Raw genomic sequence first — 17,438 nt, forward strand, 5'->3', positions numbered from 1 at the left:
CAGCACTTTTAATCAATCAGGCAGAAAGATGAAGAACAAGTTTGATTTTCAGCCCAAGTTAGTATCGACGCTGAAAAACTACTCTAAGGAGAAATTTATGACCGACCTGATGGCCGGTATTATTGTCGGGATCGTGGCATTGCCACTCGCTATCGCTTTCGGTATCGCTTCGGGAGTAAGCCCGGAAAAAGGGTTGATCACCGCTATTCTCGGCGGATTTTTCGTATCGTTGTTAGGAGGATGCAATGTGCAGATCGGCGGGCCAACAGGTGCGTTTATCGTAATCGTATACGGCATTATCCAGAATTTCGGGATCGAAGGACTGGCTATCGCCACAGTAGTCGCTGGTATTATCCTGGTGATCATGGGTGCGTTGAAGTTAGGGACGGTTATCAAGTTCATCCCTTACCCGATCGTCGTCGGTTTTACCAGTGGTATCGCTCTCACTATTTTTACCACGCAAATGAAAGACCTTTTCGGGCTGACAATGGATAAGGTCCCTGCGGATTTCATTTCTAAATGGATCGCCTATTTCGAACATTTCGACACGATAAATCTCTGGTCGTTGCTGATCGGGCTTGCCAGTATCGTGATTATCGCCGTCACACCGAAATTTTCTAAAAAGATTCCGGGTTCGCTGATTGCCATTATTCTGATGACGGTTGTTGTCTATGTCATGCGCTATCATTTAGGAATCACGGGGATCGAAACGATCGGAGACCGTTTTACAATCAATGCTTCCCTGCCCGGCCCGGAAACGATCAACTTCAATATGGAAACGATCAACCTTTTGCTTCCTTCCGCATTCACCATCGCGATGTTAGGAGCGATCGAATCGTTGCTGTCCGCTACGGTGGCCGATGGTGTGACAGGAGACAAGCATAACTCCAATACCGAACTGATTGCACAAGGGGCTGCCAATATCATTGTGCCTATCTTCGGTGGTATTCCCGTTACCGGTGCGATTGCCCGTACCATGACGAATATCAACAATGGCGGACGTACTCCGGTTGCCGGCATCATCCATGCAATCGTATTGTTGCTGATTTTGCTTTTTTTAGGTCCGCTGACCAAACATATCCCGATGGCTTGCTTGGCAGGCGTATTGATTATCGTTTCGTATAATATGAGCGAATGGCGGACGTTCCGTTCGCTGATGAAGAATCCGAAAAGCGATGTGTCGGTGTTGCTGGTGACTTTCTTCCTGACGGTTATCTTCGATTTGACAATCGCGATCGAAGTTGGATTGCTTATCGCCATGTTCCTCTTTATGAAACGTGTGGCTGAAACGACTCATGTGTCGGTAGTAAAAGATGAGATCGATCTCTCGGACGATGGAGAAATCCACCATGACGAAGAAGTCCTTTCCCTTCCCAAAGGTGTGGAAGTATATGAAATCGACGGCCCGTTCTTCTTCGGGGTGGCCAGCAAGTTCGACGATATTATGCACAATATGGGAGACAAACCGAAGATACGTATCATCCGTATGCGTAAGGTTCCTTTTATGGACTCGACAGGATTACATAACTTAGAGAACCTGTTCCGCCTGTCACAAGCCGAACATATACATATGATCCTTTCAGGGGTGAACGAGCATGTACGCCGTGTACTTGTCAAATCGGGTTTTGACAAAAAGATCGGAACGGAAAATATTTGCAGCAATATAAACGAGGCTGTAGCAAAAGCACGCGAAGCAATAAGATAATCGCAAACCAAAATAAAAAAACCAATCAGCTCCCGCCCTTCTTTTTTCGGACGGGAGCTATTTTTTTCAGATAGGAGACAAAAGGTAATTTCCGTACGACTTACATCACATAAATGCTATATGAAGAAAACGGTCTCCCGATTTATATTTATCCTTCTTCGCCTCAAACACAAATTCTTTTGCAATCGTTTCCGCATCTTCAAAACTAAACCCATTTTCCGGCTGGCTCCAATACCAGAGCTGTGGCACATTCTTTTTACTATTCGGTGATTCCATTGTTTTATATATTTATCTAACTTTATCCATAAGACACAGAATATGAAAAAACCCCCATCCGGATCAGAAATAAATATTACATTTGCCAATCATACATTTAAATCTGTTTGTACCCTTAAACTGGATACCAGGATATTGGTTATATACAAACAGATTTATATCAAATTATAAAATATATGAACAAAAAGGCCCTATTCCCGCTAATCGGTTTATTCCTGTTGGTAACAGGAATAGTCCTGCCCGGATCTGCCCATGCACAAATCAGCGAAGGTGGAACACCCGCTTCCTTCAAGTATCAAAACACACTGAAAAGCGATCTGCCAACCGTCCAGATCCCCATCAATTTCAGCGTAGAAGACATGAAAACGGTCGACAGATGGCAGGTTAGCCAGGGGGCGCCGCTAAAAGTAGGAGTCTTGATCCCGACAGACCTGACAATCGACAATGCCGGTGACTGGAGTACCCTACCTGACGGCAAAAAAGTATGGCGGCTGCAAGTACAGGCAAAAGATGCCATAGCCTTAATGCTCAGTTTCAAAGATTTTTATATTCCTGAAAATGGAAAACTCTTTATTTACAGCTCTGATAAAACACACCTGATCGGTGCTTTTACTCATCATACCAACCCACCGACGAAAGAATACGCCACCGAATTTTTGGCCGGTGACAAAATCATACTCGAATATGAAACAGATATATCGGACAACGAACGTCCCCGCATTGCAATAGATGCTGTAGGGTACGGATATAACCATTTGCATGTTTCACGCACGATGGCCGATATAGGTCCCAATGCCTCCGGATCTTGTATGGTAAATATCAATTGCGAAGAGGGAGAAGCTTGGCAAACAGAAAAAAATGGTGTTTGCCAAATGACATTACCTATTGGAAATTACATCTACATCTGCTCCGGATCTTTGGTAAACAACACTGCTGAAGATTTGAAACCTTACATCCTTTCCGCTTTCCATTGCATTGATTTAGATGTACCCGTCACAGAAGAAAATTTAAACAAATACATTTTCTATTTCCATTTCGAACGCACGGGATGTGAAAATAACTCCAGTATTGCCTCCTACAAAACAATAACAGGTTGCAAGAAAGTCGCCGGAATCCCACTAGACGGCGGTTCAGATGGCCTGCTCTTATTGCTGAACCAAAATATTCCGGAACATTATAATGTCTATTACAATGGTTGGGACAGAAGCAACACGGCCGCTAAATCAGGTGTAGGCATCCACCACCCATCAGGAGACTATATGAAAATATCAACTTTCAGTAAAACAGCAAAAACCTCGACATGGTACGGCGTAGACAACATCGAAGGTGCACCAAACGCACATTGGAGTACCGTTTTCGAACAAACGACCAACGGTCATTCCGTAACGGAAGGAGGATCTTCCGGCTCTCCACTTTTCAACCAAAACAAACTGATCGTCGGTACATTGAGCGGCGGTTCATCTTCTTGCGAAAAACCGGATGGGATCAATACCTATGGCAAACTTTATTATCACTGGGACCAGTATAGCAAAGCCGATACAGCCCGTATGGATATTTATTTAGATCCCAGCCATACCGGTAAAACACAACTGTCCGGCCGATATGCGACAGCTCCAAAAGCAATGCCAACAGATCTGACATCGGCCTACCAAAACGGAGAAGTTCAATTGAAATGGAAAGCACCTACCTCTGCCAGCGACAAACCAGAACAATATAACGTTTATCGGAACAATACATTGATCGGACGTACCTCTTCTACATCTTATATAGACAAAGAACCGGAAGTCGGTACCCAATCTTACAGCGTTTCCGCATCGTATATAGACGGCAAAGAGTCTGCTGTAGCCACCACATTGATTTATGTCTACGAACTAAAGATACCGACCGATGTAACAGCCTCGGCCGATGGAAAGAATATCCTTGTCAAATGGAAAGAACCTATCTACCAGCAAATGATCTACTGGGGAAATGGGACAGCCTACCTTTCGTTAGGTTTCGGACAACCTTTCTATTTCGGACAAAGATGGAATAAAGAAGATCTGAAGCCTCTGCACGGAAACCTTGTTAAATCTGTTTCCTTCATACCTACCGCAGGTTCATCTTATACGTTGAACATCATACAAGGGAAACGGAAATATGTGCAAAAGTTGACTAATTTGTCTTTTGACAAATTGATTGAAATCACGCTTAAAGAACCGTTTGTCATTGATGCTTCCCAAGAACTAATCATTGCTTTCCATGCAGAAGCGAAACTATCCACCGCCTATCCAGCAATCATGGACGAAGGACCAGCAATCAATGGAAAAGGCAATTTGGTTTCATTTGACGGGGAAACATGGGAATATCTGTATGAACCTTCTGAAAATGAAGATGAAAATTATGATTTCAACTTCTTTCTTGCCGCCACCGTCAGTTCAGAAACAAAGGAAATACCGGCTACAAAAGCCACATCCGATGATACAATAGTGTTAAGTAAGTCATCAGCAATACCTATGTTCGCCCGGACATCTGAAGCAGGCTCCTCACTCCGGAGCAGCCAAGCAAGTGCATTTCCGGAAATAACAGGTTATAATATTTATCGCAACGGAAGCAAAATCGGTAACGTGCCCAATAAATCTATCACCCAATATACAGACAAACAAGCACCAATAGGTAGTACCCTATATCAGGTTTCCACTCTATACGGAAAAGACGAAAGCAAGAAAGCAAATGCCGACAAAGAAATAAATGTGGACAATGAAAAGATCATCCTTTCGGAGATGACGATCTCTCCTACTGCGTTTACAGATCAGATAGAACTACTAGGAAATGAGAAAGTGGAGTTGTTAGAAATCATCACGTCAAACGGTAAAACGGTCATCCACCAAAGGAATCCCGGAAAGATTGTTTACACTGGCTCTCTTTCCTCCGGCATTTATATCTTCCGCATCCATACAGATGGAAAAGTTAAGACAATAAAAGCACGGAAAATAAATTGAAAATAAAAAATGGAGGGTTGAAAAACAGTATGAATTCCTATACTTTTCAATCCTCCATTTTCCACTTCCTAATTTTTACTTTTTAAGCTTCACGCTGATACCATTACTTCAAACCCCTCCTGACGGGCACGGTCAGCAATAGCTTCCAATTCGTCTTTTGTCACCTTTTTTAAGTTCTTTACAGGAGTTTCGCGGTCGATTGTATAGATCATGACCTGTTTAGGTTTGATTTGTTTTAAAGCTTCCAGCCAGCCAGATATTTCGTGCTCGGTTGTATTTGTCACGCTTTCTCCGTTCACCTCTCCTTTCAGGAACATGGTTTGGATGATCAAGTTACCATTAAAACGGCAAAGTTGTTCCAACAACCAGTCAAAAGTAAAAGCCGGGGAATTGGGAACATTCAACTGCCCGATACGACTGTCCGAAATGGAATCGAGCTTCAATATATTATCTTCAATCTTATTCAATGCCTGGAAAACATCCTCCTTATAAAGCATGGTCGAGTTCGAGAGCACGGCAATCTTAGCCTTCGGGAAAAAACAGTTACGGGTTTCAATCGTATCGTCGATAATACCGGCAAATTCCGGGTGCATGGTAGGTTCTCCATTCCCGGCAAAAGTAATTACATCGGGAGCAACCCCCTCTGCCTGCATGGAAGACAATTTATGTATCAAAGCTTCCTTTACCTCTGCACGGGTTGGCAGTTTACTACGTGTACGATGGTTCTCGTTCAGTCCGCATTCACAATAGATGCAATTAAACGAACAAAGTTTCCCGTCTGTAGGAAGCAGGTTCATACCCAAAGAAACACCTAACCGACGGCTATGTATCGGTCCAAATACTATTTTATCAAAAAGAATTGTAGACATACTGATTTATATTTGAGTACAAAGCTACAAAAGTTATCAGAATTTCCAGCGCAACGACGTATATACATCTGCTTTCATATGTCCCTCGATCTCTTCCAGGTCGGTACCGATCACATCGCGATCAGCATAATATGTGTATCCGAATTTAGCAGAAAAAGAAAGTTGCTTCACGATATCCCACCGGAAAGAAAGTGCCAACCGGACTCCTTTTCCATAAAAAGAAGGCATATTGAAAGCATACAATATATTTTTCTCATAAGAAAATATCCGGGTCCGATAATTATCCGTATGGAATCCGGCTACATAAAAATCTGTCTGAACAGGGATATCAACCGATTTCCAACCTACGCTCTGGGTAATCATCCATCCTTTGCTCTTTTTGCTCGTTTCTGTATAACAAATACCGTCAGCAGATGTCCGTAGCGAGACGGACGAAGAAATAGCATACAAGACTTGCATACGCAAACGTTGTTGAAAGTAAGGTTCTATATCTTCCTTTTGTTTGTATTTATAACGGACGTATACGGACAAGTTCCGGCTCGGTGTATAATCGAGTTGAAGCATATATTCCTTTCCTGTCGATGGTGCATCCACTCCATATTTCAGCCAGGGAAACCGGAATATATCTGCATACGCGGATAACTTCCAACGACTGAAAGGTGTCCATTGCATCCCCATATACACTCCTTGTTCATTTTGGACGGCCGAATTTTGTGAAAAAGCATTCCCGAAAAAAGCCTGATAGCGTTTATCATAATAACGATACAGTAACAGCAGGGAAAAATAAGAGGCAGGCGTCAACTGCAAGGCATTCAGGGAGGCAACCGTCCCATTCCGACTCATGGCCGTTTCGCCATAAAACTTGATCCACCTATTTTTCAACAGGTAATCCACACTGATATTCAGATTCCGGTTACCGCGAAAATAGAAAAGGTTGTAAGGTTTCGGATCGGGTTGTATCGAATAGTTTCCAAAAGAATAAGAAAGAGCAGTCAAACCTATACATAAATCGGGAGTTGCATACCGTATATTCCCCCCATACGTCTGCATGGCAACTTTACGCATCTTCTCCCTGTCCCGTACCAAACGATGCAGACCATCCGTTTTAAACGAAGTAACGATCGTACTATCCACGCTTCCATCCAACTTCCGATACGAATAGAACAGGCTGATATCTAAATTCTTCCAATTGACAGTAGCAGCAGCTCCCTGGAAAAAGTCATTTTCATTGGTTGAAAAATGACGGCGGAATCCGTTCGTCCTTCTTTCCGCTTGTGAGACAAGGGCATTCCGACTGGGAGAAAAATCATTGCTGATCACCAGACCTTGTCCGAAAGATATTTTGTAATCGCCTATAGCCAAACTTTTCAACCATTTATTCATATCTTTCAGAAAAAGATGCATCGAATAATAGTCATACCCTTTATGATATTCATTCCAAAAAGGTTCTCCCGCATCTTTTTCTGCAACCAGACCGAACTGGATACGTTCATCGAATGCGTACGAATAACGAACAGAATGGTAGAACGGCTCTCCTAAATACTTCCGATTCGGATATTGTTGTAGCATACTGTCAGGATATGAACGATAGCCTTTCTTTTGTTGAAAACATCTATCATATCTGATTTGTAAGTTATTAGTACTTCTTTTCAACAGATTTTTCACTGTAATGGGACGTTTATCAACTATTATTTCACCGATATAAACAAACGGGATAAACAGAGAAATCGTCTCTAAATCGAATGCTTCCACATTTTTAAGTTCATAAAGGGTTAACATTTTTCCATAACGGGAACGATATTCCAGCAATTCCCGTATTTGTAGATCAGATAGAAAAGGGAGACGTTTCAATTCTCCTTCCGTCACTGTATTGAGTTCGAAAGGATGTTCGACAAGATAGGAAAGATCAGTATAAAGCGCTTCAATACGCTCTTCATCTTCTGTTTCCGAAGCCATTTCTTCTATATATTCCATCCACTTATCAACAGAATATAATGTCTGGCTTTTAAGTTGATAACTGCTTATTAACAGATATACCAACAGGTTTATAAACATTCGTTTCATTGTCAAACCTGATTAAAAAGAATAACTCAACCCCAGTCCGGTACTGACTCCCAAAACCGGATGATAAACAGTCGCGACATCTACTGTAAATCCAGCCAGACGGTATCCGATACCCAAAGCAGGCAGGAGAGGAGTAGTCTGTACTCCCGCCCGTATACGAAAATTTTTGAACGGAGCATATTCAATACCCGCATTTCCGATCCATGTATGCTCTTTATTGCTTTCGATGGTTCCTACTATCAACAAGCTGTTAATTATCTCCCATTGAAAACCTATTTGTACAGAATAACCAGTAAAACATTTTATTTCAGCTGTATATTTATGAATAGCAATGGCAGGAAAATTCATTATCAACACTCCAATCAACAGTTTGTCAACGGGAGTAAACAAGATTCCAACATCTGTGGAAAGTTGCTTCGGTACTTCTTCCCACAACTCGGTCTGTAACATCTTATATTGGAAACTAATACCAATTCTCCACCGATCATTCAATCGTTTTCCGACCAACAAACGAAAAAGAGTTTCCCTATACTGATCATATCCGAAAGAAGAGATATCAACACCTGCCGACAACAACGGATTAGGATAGACAAAGCCAACTCCCATCGTTCCCAACTCCTTTACACCATAACGATTAAAATATTCGAAATAAAGAACTTTATCAGTATGCAAAGCCACCAGTGCCGGATTAAACAAAACAGATTGTGTAACTCCGTTTCCTCCCATTCCCAAGCAACGGATATCGGGGATACGAAGGTTATCAACAGCATGAATGTTGATAGGTACAAAAAACAAAACGAGTAAACTTATTGATTTCATAGTAAGGTTTTGTTTAAATCGTCAACTTTCCGGATTACTTTTTTTCAAAACTTTCTTCTTTAACTTTTACTACTACATTATTGATAAAGTTATTCCATTTTGCATAACCCAACAAAGGTTTCAGCTCCCTGGCACTCCAACATTCTATGCCTTCTACGATATTTGCAGCCGCTTCGAACTGATCCAATAACTTCTTGATCTCTTCTTTTTTCATAATACAAGTTGTTTAAATGATGATTATTATGGACTATACATTCAGGATCGATAAATATGGAAAGATGGCGGAATGTTTCATAGTCTGTTGATTTTAGTTGTTTGTATTGTCACAAAGATAATGATTTCTCGGTGAGAAATGAAAAACTTTCACCACTTATAAAAAGATGAAAATAAATTTTCAATATTTCTCACAGCATGAAAATAAATTTTCCCGCAAGTGAAAATTTATTTTCATGCTATCCTTTCTTATATTACATGATTAGTCAAATTCTGTAAAACCGGTAAATACTATCCGTAAATCCATTACTTTTGTGAACGATGTTAAGAAAAGGCAAGTATAAAATATTGATAATATTCATATTGTGTGCAGTAGGAGCCCATGCACAAAGATTGAAGATCAATACCGTTCCCAAAGGATTGCAAAAGGCTTATCTGGATGGAAAGGATACGGTACCTGTCGTTAATCTTCGGGAAATTTATATTTATCCGCCGGTAAAGTTTAAAAACAAACGTGAACAAGCACGTTATACCAAGCTGGTCCGTGATGTGAAGCGCACATTACCTTATGCCAAAATGGTGTATGAAACATTGATTGAAACCTATGAATATATAGAGACGCTCCCCGACGAAAAATCTCGGCAGGCCCACCTGAAGCGAATGGAAAAAGAACTTTTCCAGGAATATAAACCTCAGTTGAAAAAACTGACCTTCTCACAAGGAAAACTACTTATCAAACTGATTGACAGAGAATGTAACCAGTCAAGTTATAACCTGTTGAAAGCCTATTTAGGCAGTTTCCGGGCAGGCTTTTGGAACATATTCGCCGGCATGTTCGGTGCCAGCCTGAAAACCGAATACGATCCCAAAGGAAAAGACGCCATGACGGAACGGGTAGTCGTACTTGTCGAAAACGGATTAATCTGACAACTGTTTAAAGAAATCCCAGATAATGATACCGGTAGTCACCGAAACATTCAAAGAATGCTTGGTCCCGTACTGCGGTATTTCAATACACATATCACAGTTATCAACGACACATTGTTGAACACCTTTCACTTCGTTTCCCATGATAACAGCATACTTTTTATTCTTGTCCAACAACAATTTATCCAACATCGTACTCCCCTCGGCCTGTTCAACCGCACAGACAGTATACCCTTGTTGCTTCAGTTTATCAACAGCGTCCATCGTATCTTCGAAATATTCCCAACCGACAGTCTCTTCCGCTCCCAGAGCCGTCTTATGAATCTCTGCATGAGGCGGACAAGCCGTAATACCGCACAAATAAATGCTTTCTACTCTGAAAGCATCAGACGTACGAAACACGGATCCCACATTGTTTAAGCTTCTTACATGATCGAGCACAACGACCAACGGAATCTTTTCACTATCTTTGAATGCTTCCGGAGTCAAGCGGTTCAACTCTGTTATCTTTAACTTGCGCATAGCTATCATTTCTTTGCTTGCAAAAGTAGTGAATTAATGTGGATATGCCGTTGAAAAGCTATTGATAAGTGGTGGACACAAAATGAAAAATAGTTCTTGCATTATTCAATTTGTTCGCTATACATCCTCTTGTTTCTATTATGCAATAAAAATAACAGATTATTTATTACGCCCTATCAACAGTGGTTATACACGTATCAACAGTCCTCAATCGTCATAAACTTTTACACACAGGTAGTTTTCAACTAAAAACTAATAAAGTCTATAAAGTAAAGGATATCAGTATGTAAAACAATAAATAGGATGTTAGTATCTATTTAATAAGTCGTTTACATCGTTTAATAACAAATCGGGCAAGTATTGTAGCATAATTGTATTAACTATTTCAACAGGCTATTATATTCATCATATTTAGATTTAAAATAAAGAATAAATAAGATTATAATAATATGATTGTGGATAACTCGGGAAAGAGGGAAGAAAGGGATAGAGAAAACGGCTGGGAGTCTTTGTGACTTGTCTGGCTGACTCTATCTTGCCCTATAAATATTATCTATTGAGCAATAGAAATATTTTGTATATGTAAATTTGCCGTTTGCCTGAACATTTTCCTACCTTTGAGCGTTATTTATTCAGGATGATTATACGAACTCATTTTATATATACATAAATTAGCATTATGGAAAAAAGTATTAAGGGTACTCGTACCGAGCAGAATCTGCTGAAATCATTTGCCGGCGAATCTCAGGCAAGAAGTCGTTACACATTCTTTGCAAGTGTAGCTAAAAAAGAAGGTTATGAACAAATTGCAGGCGTGTTTATGGAAACAGCCGAACAGGAAAAGGAACACGCCAAACGTTTCTTCAAATTCCTCGAAGGCGGTATGGTTGAAATCACGGCTTCTTATCCTGCCGGAATGATCGGAACGACTGCTGAAAACCTGGCTGCCGCTGCTGCTGGCGAAAACGAAGAATGGGTAGACCTTTACCCTGCTTTCGCTGACATTGCTGACGAAGAAGGTTTCAAGGAAATCGCTGTTGCTTTCCGTATGATCGCAAAGGTAGAAGCAGAACACGAAAGACGTTACCGTCAGTTGTTGGCGAATGTGGAAGCAAACAAGGTATTCGAAAAAGACGAAGCTATTATGTGGCAGTGTCGCAACTGTGGTTTCGTATTCGAAGGCAAGAAAGCTCCGGCGAAATGTCCGGCTTGTGCACATCCGCAGGCTTACTTCGAACCGATGAAACAGAACTATTAATCAGAGTTTTTGATCCTATCAGGCACGAATTTTCCGGATTCGTGCCTTTTTTTATTTTATAACTTTTACCTTTAGCCCCATTATTGGCGTTAATCTGAATTTACCTGTTGATGAGCATATCGATAAGAAACCTCAATAAAGTGTATCCGAACGGAAATCATGCGTTGAAAGATGTCTGTCTGGAAATACCGACCGGTATGTTCGGACTTCTGGGTCCGAATGGGGCAGGCAAATCTACTTTGATGCGTATTTTAGTGGCTCTTATGGAACCGACTTCGGGCGAGGTGAATATCTGTGGGTATGACCTGATGCGGCAACGCAAGGAGATACGGGGCATATTGGGATATCTGCCACAGGATTTCCGTTTTTTTGCCAAATATAAAACGTACGAGTTTTTAGACTATGCCGCGCGTCTTTCCGGCATAAACCGTAAGTCTTTGCGGAAAAATGCGGTGGACGAGATGCTGGAAAATGTCGGGCTTTTTGACGTGCGCGATCGGTATGCCAATAAGCTGTCGGGAGGTATGAAGCGCCGTTTGGGGATTGCGCAAGCATTGATTCATCATCCGAAAGTGATTATCGTAGACGAACCTACGACGGGACTCGACCCCGAAGAACGGATCCGTTTCCGCAACCTCCTGTCGGAAGTCAGTGAAAACGACGTGACAATTATCCTTTCCACCCATATCGTAGGCGATATATCGAGCACATGCAATTGTATGGCGCTTATGAATAAGGGAGAAGTTTCCTTCTATGGTTCCCCGCAGGAGATGTTGAGGCAGGCGGAAGGAAAAGTATGGCGTATACGGGTGACCGGTGACGAACTGCATGAGGTGGATAAACTGTATCCGGTTATCTCGACGATTCCCTCCGGTACGGGTTGGGAAGTGCAGGTCGTGGCTGATGAGGTACAAGGATATGACGCAGAATCCTATCCGCCGAATCTGGAACATGCTTATGTCTACTATATGGAAAACAAGTTGAACCGTTGGAGAAACGATTAAAAGAGATCGCTTGCCTATGTCATTTATCACAAACATACGATCCGTAGCTAAATACGAGAGCAAGATATTGGTGAGGAGTTGGTTCTTCCGTATCTTCACTCTGCTTGCCGTGGTGTTTTTAGGTTTTTTCAACTTTGCCATGATGTTGATGGAGGATAATTTTGGCCTGTGGTTCGCAAAATCGGTTTCATCCAATATTCCCTATCTGAACTTGTTGCTGTTGAACACGGGGCAGGCAGTGGTCGCTGTCTTCCTTTCTTCCGAATTTCTAAAACGGGACAAGAAGCTCGATACTTCCGAAGTCTTTTATGTCCGGCCGCTCAGTAATGCCGAATATGTGATCGGGAAGATATGGGGGAATCTCAGGGTGTTCCTGCTCCTGAACCTGCTGGTCTTGGCTATTGTGCTGGCTTTTAACTTTATGGCTTCCGGCATAACTGTCGATTGGCAGGCCTATGGGGTGTATTTCCTTCTGATCAGCCTGCCGACACTGATCTTTATTATTGGCCTTTCCATTTTTCTGATGCTGGTGTTGAGGAATCAGGCGCTTACTTTCATCTTGTTGTTAGGATATATCGGACTGACGTTGTTTTATATACAGGATAAGTTCTACTACCTGTTCGATTATATGGTGTATAACTTGCCGTTGTTCAAATCGACGATTGTCGGATTCAGCAGCTTGGAGTTGATCTTGAATCACCGGGCGATTTATTTCTTTGCCGGTTTGGGATTCATCTTCTTTACGATCTTCCTGTTCAAGCGGTTGCCGAATGCCAGAAGGAGCCATTATCCGTGGCTGTTTCTTTCGCTTTGTATGTTCTTGCTGGCGGGGACGGCGGGTTACCGGCATGTACGTTCTATTCTTAGGGAAGGGGAGATACGTGCCTTATACACAAGCATCAATAATAAATATGTTCATGAGCCGAAGATAGCGATCGATTGGTACGATATTTCGGTGGAGCAGAAGCCTGAAACGATCTGTTCTGTTGTCGGGATGAAAGGGACGGCGCTCGCTACGTCGGAAATATTTACCTTCTGCCTGAATCCCGGATTGAAAGTCGGGGAGGTAAAGGAAGGGGAAAAGCCATTGGATTTCAAGCGGGAGGAACAGATTTTAGCGGTAGATTTCGGGAGGAAGATAGAAAAGGGAGATACCATTTCGCTTTCGATCTGTTACGAGGGGAGGATAAAGGATGATTTCTGCTATTTGGATATCCCGGAGGAGGTCTTACAACAACCGTATGATAAGGAAATGCTTAAGCTTGATAAGAAATATAGTTTCCAGACACCCGATTATGTGCTGTTTACGCCTGAAACCTATTGGTATCCACGTCCTGGAACGGGGTATAGCGACAAGAGTCCTGACTGGCAACAGACCTATTTCAGCCGTTTTCGACTGGATGTGAAGCCGCTTCCCGGGCTGGTCTCTATTTCGCAGTCGGCAAACAATCCTTATCAGTCCATTTCCTTGATTATCGGGAAATACGAGCAGAAGAGTGTGGAAAGTGACAGTACGCTCTATAGTGTCTGGCATATAAAAGGACACGATTATTACGAGGCGGCGTTCGATTCGATCCGCGATACGATTCCGGGATTGATCCGCAACCTGCGGGAGAACCTCGAACGCACGTATAAGTTGAGTTACCCGTTCGACAGGTTTTCAGTAGTGGAAGTTCCGGCACAGTTCTACAGTTATGTCCGTTCCTGGTCGCAAGCACAAGAAGTGGTGCAGCCGGAAATGGTTCTTTTCCCGGAACTGGGCTGTATGTTTGGTCAGATGGACTTCGTCAGAAGTAAGAAAAACCAGTTGAAGTGGTCGAAGCGGGGAGGACGTGAGATCGGTGAGGAGGAAGCGGAGATTCGGGTGATGAACAGTTTCCTGTGGATTTTCTCGCAGACGGAAGGTAACTATAACTATTCTTCCGGTAGCCGGGGCAAATTCAATATATCTTCCCAGAGTAATCCGTATTTCCTGTTTCCCGAACTCTATAATTTCCGGTATAATATCTATTCTTCCGAATGGCCTGTCACGAACCGGCTGGTCGAACTTTATCTGCAAAGGAAGTCCGATAATAACGGATGGGAACGTGAGATAAACGGGATCAGCAATAACGAGAAAGCGAATTTACTGATGGAGAGATATTCGTTTAAAGAGCTTTTGTCTGATGTGGAACATCGCGATTTGCTGAATAATACGATCAGTCTGAAGGGGTATTGCTTGTTTGCTCCTGCCGAAGTGAATATGGGGGTAAGCCTGTTCAGGGATTCCCTGTATGCCCTGTTGGAACGGAATGAATTTCGTAATATGCGCTTCGAGAACCTGTTGGATACGTTGGGGATGATCAGTGGGGCCGATATTCGTGCGGGTATTTCCGGGTGGGATCGTCCGACGCCTCTTCCTTTCTATACGATCGGTCAGCCCGAAGTGATCAAGATTACGAACAAGGGACAGGAGAGTTTCGTCCTGAAGCAATTAGTCAGCAATAATTCCGATAGAGACGGTATGCTTCAACTTGATATACAGGCTGGGGGGTATGGCCCGAATATCGATCCGCGTACGAGTCGTAAACTGCCTCTTGCCGCCCACCAGACCAAGCTGTTGGTAACGGTCTGGGAAGAAGCACCTCGCCAGGTGGATGTGAATACGCTGATAGCGGGAAACCTGCCAAATATATTGAACCTGCCTGTTTCCAACATCCGGGAAGAACGGGAGAGGGGGGTTGATGCCGAAGGGGATTTCATTGTTGCAGACTTTTCTCCCGAAGTGGAAGGAGAGGTGATTGTGGATAATGAAGATGCTCTTTTCTCTCTGTCTGAACCTGCTGTCGTCGGGCTTCTGCCCAAATGGCTCGACAAGGTGGAAGATACCTCTTTCAAGTATGCCGGTGTTTCTCCTTGGCGTGCCCCGTTGCAGTGGACGGCTACGACGAATGCAGCCTATTATGGCCGTTATATCCGGTCAGCCTATGTGATCAAGAGCGGTAACGGTAGTCAGACGGCCACTTGGAAAGTTCCGGTTCCTTCTGCCGGGCAATACGATGTCTACTATTATGTTTCTAAAGACAATGAACTGAAATATAATAAACAGGCCGGCGGGGAATACCATTTTAAGGTGGAGTATGATGAGGAAAATGAAGATGCTTATATCGATCTGAGAAAAGCGAATGAAGGGTGGGAGCCTATAGGTACCTACTACTTCAGTTCCGATACGGTCCGGGTCGTCCTGACGAATGAGTGCAAACTACGGAGTGTAACAGCTGATGCAGTTAAAATAGTAAAACGATATTAATAGAATTAGATACATGATACGAAGAGAATTACTATCCATGAAAAAGATAATGCTGACGGCCGCCGTTTGCTTGGGGGTATCTGTCCCGTCGCAGGGGCAGGTATCTCTGACGATCGAGAAGGCGATGGATATAGCGGAAGAGCATAGTCCTTCCCTACGCCGTTCCCACATGAACCTGGAACGCTATCAGCAGAACCTGGTTGCACAGCGAGCTTCCCTGAAATCGAAATTCTCGTTGAATCTTAATCCGGTGGATTATAGTAAGAGTCGCAGTTTCGATAATCGCCTGTCTCAGTGGTACACGAACGAGCGGTTCAGTACGACCGGAACGTTTCAGGTGGATCAGCCGATCTTGTGGACGGATGGTGTCCTCTCGTTGATCAACCGTTTCGGCTGGCAGGATAACAACTCTAATATCGACGGTACGAAGACCAGCAACAAGGCATTCAGCAACGACCTCTACCTGCAACTCTCGCAATCTATTTTTACTTATAATAAACGTAAGATGGAATTGCAACAGATCGAATACGATTATGAAAATGCCAATATCAGCTATGCACTGCAACGGTTGAGTACGGAGAAGGATATTACCCAGCAGTTCTATTCTGTTTATATGGCACAAAGCCAGTTGGCCATTACTAAGGAGGAACTGACCAATGCACAGCAAAGCTACGAAATTATAAAGAATAAGGTGGAAGCCGACCTGGCTGCCCGTGATGAGTTGTTCCAGGCGGAAGTGAATCTCGCCTCCGCACGCTCTTCCCTGGAAGAACAGCAGGTGTCGCTGGAAAACTCGAAAGACCAGTTGAAGCAGACGTTAGGGATGGACCTGAACGAGGATATCATGGTTTTTGCCGAAGTACAGATCAAGCCGGTGGAAGTGAATCTGGAAAAGGCGATACAGCATGGCCTCGAATCGCGCCTGGAACTGCGGCAGCGTGAGATCGAGAGTAAAGAACTGGCTTTCGATATGATCAAGACGAAGGCTCTGAATGAGTTCAAGGGAGATATTGCTCTTTCTTTCGGTTTGATCGGTGATAACCGACATCTGGAAAAGATTTATAATAACCCGACACAGAATCCACGTGTTGCCATCAGCTTCAGTGTCCCGATTTTTGATTGGGGAGAGAAGAAAGCCCGTGTCAAGGCGCAGGAAGTAGCCCAGAAGATCAACCGGCTGGAGTTTCATGAAGACAAAGTTAATATCGAATTGAATATCCGTCAGACCTGGCGCAGCCTGGAGAATTTGCTTTCGCAGATCAAGATAGCCGAGCAGAACGTTGCAAATGCACAGCGTACCTATGACCTGAATCTGACCCGTTATCGGGAGGGTGATATCACTGGTATGGATATGAACCAGTTCCAAACTCAGCTTTCAAATAAAAAGATCGCCTATACGCAGGCGCTTATCAATTATAAGATCGAATTGTTGAACCTCAAGATACTTTCCCTCTACGACTTCGAGCACGACATGCCTATTGTCCCGATGGAAGATTTAGTAACGAAAAAGTAAT

13 protein-coding genes are annotated in these 17,438 nt (G+C 43.0%); 7 read left to right on the forward strand and 6 right to left on the reverse strand.

Translation table 11 applies throughout. From position 1 onward, the window contains the following. The first annotated feature begins 28 nt into the window (after nt 1–28). Nucleotides 29–1,705, forward strand: a complete 1,677-nt coding sequence (locus NQ564_RS15620) for a SulP family inorganic anion transporter (RefSeq protein WP_008156074.1) — start codon at nt 29–31, stop codon at nt 1,703–1,705. A gap of 105 nt (nt 1,706–1,810) precedes the next feature. Here NQ564_RS15620 and NQ564_RS15625 read toward each other — a convergent pair whose 3' ends face one another. Beyond that, on the reverse strand, nt 1,811–1,981 hold the full coding sequence (locus tag NQ564_RS15625) for a hypothetical protein (protein ID WP_008146760.1): 171 nt from the start codon (nt 1,979–1,981) through the stop codon (nt 1,811–1,813). A 176-nt stretch (nt 1,982–2,157) separates the two neighbouring features. Here NQ564_RS15625 and NQ564_RS15630 point away from each other — a divergent pair, with 176 nt between their 5' ends. Continuing rightward, nucleotides 2,158–4,959: a T9SS type A sorting domain-containing protein gene (locus tag NQ564_RS15630; protein WP_008146763.1), complete on the forward strand. Its 2,802-nt coding sequence runs from the start codon at nt 2,158–2,160 to the stop codon at nt 4,957–4,959. An 89-nt stretch (nt 4,960–5,048) separates the two neighbouring features. On the opposite strand, the gene NQ564_RS15635 is transcribed toward NQ564_RS15630, so the two are convergent. From NQ564_RS15635 to NQ564_RS15650, 4 genes are read right to left on the reverse strand one after another with little or no spacing between them, the layout of a single operon-like run. Further along, nucleotides 5,049–5,828 (reverse strand): radical SAM protein, encoded by a 780-nt coding sequence (locus tag NQ564_RS15635; protein WP_008146765.1) that lies wholly within the window; start codon nt 5,826–5,828, stop codon nt 5,049–5,051. 36 nt (nt 5,829–5,864) lie between these two features. Continuing rightward, a complete protein-coding gene (locus NQ564_RS15640; RefSeq protein WP_008146767.1) occupies nt 5,865–7,892 on the reverse strand; it encodes a ComEA family DNA-binding protein in 2,028 nt (675 codons plus the stop codon). Nucleotides 7,893–7,904: 12 nt separating this feature from the next. Further along, nucleotides 7,905–8,711, reverse strand: coding sequence for a hypothetical protein (locus NQ564_RS15645; RefSeq protein ID WP_008146769.1), 807 nt, complete (start codon nt 8,709–8,711; stop codon nt 7,905–7,907). A 34-nt stretch (nt 8,712–8,745) separates the two neighbouring features. Continuing rightward, nucleotides 8,746–8,925, reverse strand: coding sequence for a hypothetical protein (locus NQ564_RS15650; protein WP_008146771.1), 180 nt, complete (start codon nt 8,923–8,925; stop codon nt 8,746–8,748). 320 nt (nt 8,926–9,245) lie between these two features. Here NQ564_RS15650 and NQ564_RS15655 point away from each other — a divergent pair, with 320 nt between their 5' ends. Then, a complete protein-coding gene (locus tag NQ564_RS15655; protein ID WP_008146773.1) occupies nt 9,246–9,851 on the forward strand; it encodes a DUF4294 domain-containing protein in 606 nt (201 codons plus the stop codon). Here the strand turns inward: NQ564_RS15655 and NQ564_RS15660 are convergent. Continuing rightward, on the reverse strand, nt 9,843–10,373 hold the full coding sequence (locus NQ564_RS15660; protein WP_008156053.1) for an RNA methyltransferase: 531 nt from the start codon (nt 10,371–10,373) through the stop codon (nt 9,843–9,845). The genes NQ564_RS15655 and NQ564_RS15660 overlap by 9 nt on opposite strands. Nucleotides 10,374–11,052: 679 nt before the next feature. On the opposite strand from NQ564_RS15660, the gene rbr reads away from it, so the two are divergent. The 4 genes from rbr (at nt 11,053) to NQ564_RS15680 (ending at nt 17,437) form a co-directional block, all read left to right on the forward strand. Beyond that, complete coding sequence (rbr, locus tag NQ564_RS15665) at nt 11,053–11,631, forward strand: rubrerythrin (RefSeq protein WP_008146779.1); 579 nt, start codon at nt 11,053–11,055, stop codon at nt 11,629–11,631. Nucleotides 11,632–11,741: 110 nt separating this feature from the next. Next, nucleotides 11,742–12,635: an ABC transporter ATP-binding protein gene (locus NQ564_RS15670; protein WP_008146780.1), complete on the forward strand. Its 894-nt coding sequence runs from the start codon at nt 11,742–11,744 to the stop codon at nt 12,633–12,635. A gap of 16 nt (nt 12,636–12,651) precedes the next feature. Then, the gene (locus tag NQ564_RS15675; RefSeq protein WP_008146782.1) at nt 12,652–15,924 is read left to right on the forward strand and encodes a golvesin C-terminal-like domain-containing protein; all 3,273 of its coding nucleotides are present in this window, start codon (nt 12,652–12,654) and stop codon (nt 15,922–15,924) included. A gap of 37 nt (nt 15,925–15,961) precedes the next feature. After that, a complete protein-coding gene (locus NQ564_RS15680) occupies nt 15,962–17,437 on the forward strand; it encodes a TolC family protein (protein WP_008146783.1) in 1,476 nt (491 codons plus the stop codon). The last annotated feature ends 1 nt before the right edge of the window (nt 17,438 follow it).

This window comes from Parabacteroides johnsonii DSM 18315 (genome assembly GCF_025151045.1).
GTDB classification, from domain to species: domain Bacteria; phylum Bacteroidota; class Bacteroidia; order Bacteroidales; family Tannerellaceae; genus Parabacteroides; species Parabacteroides johnsonii.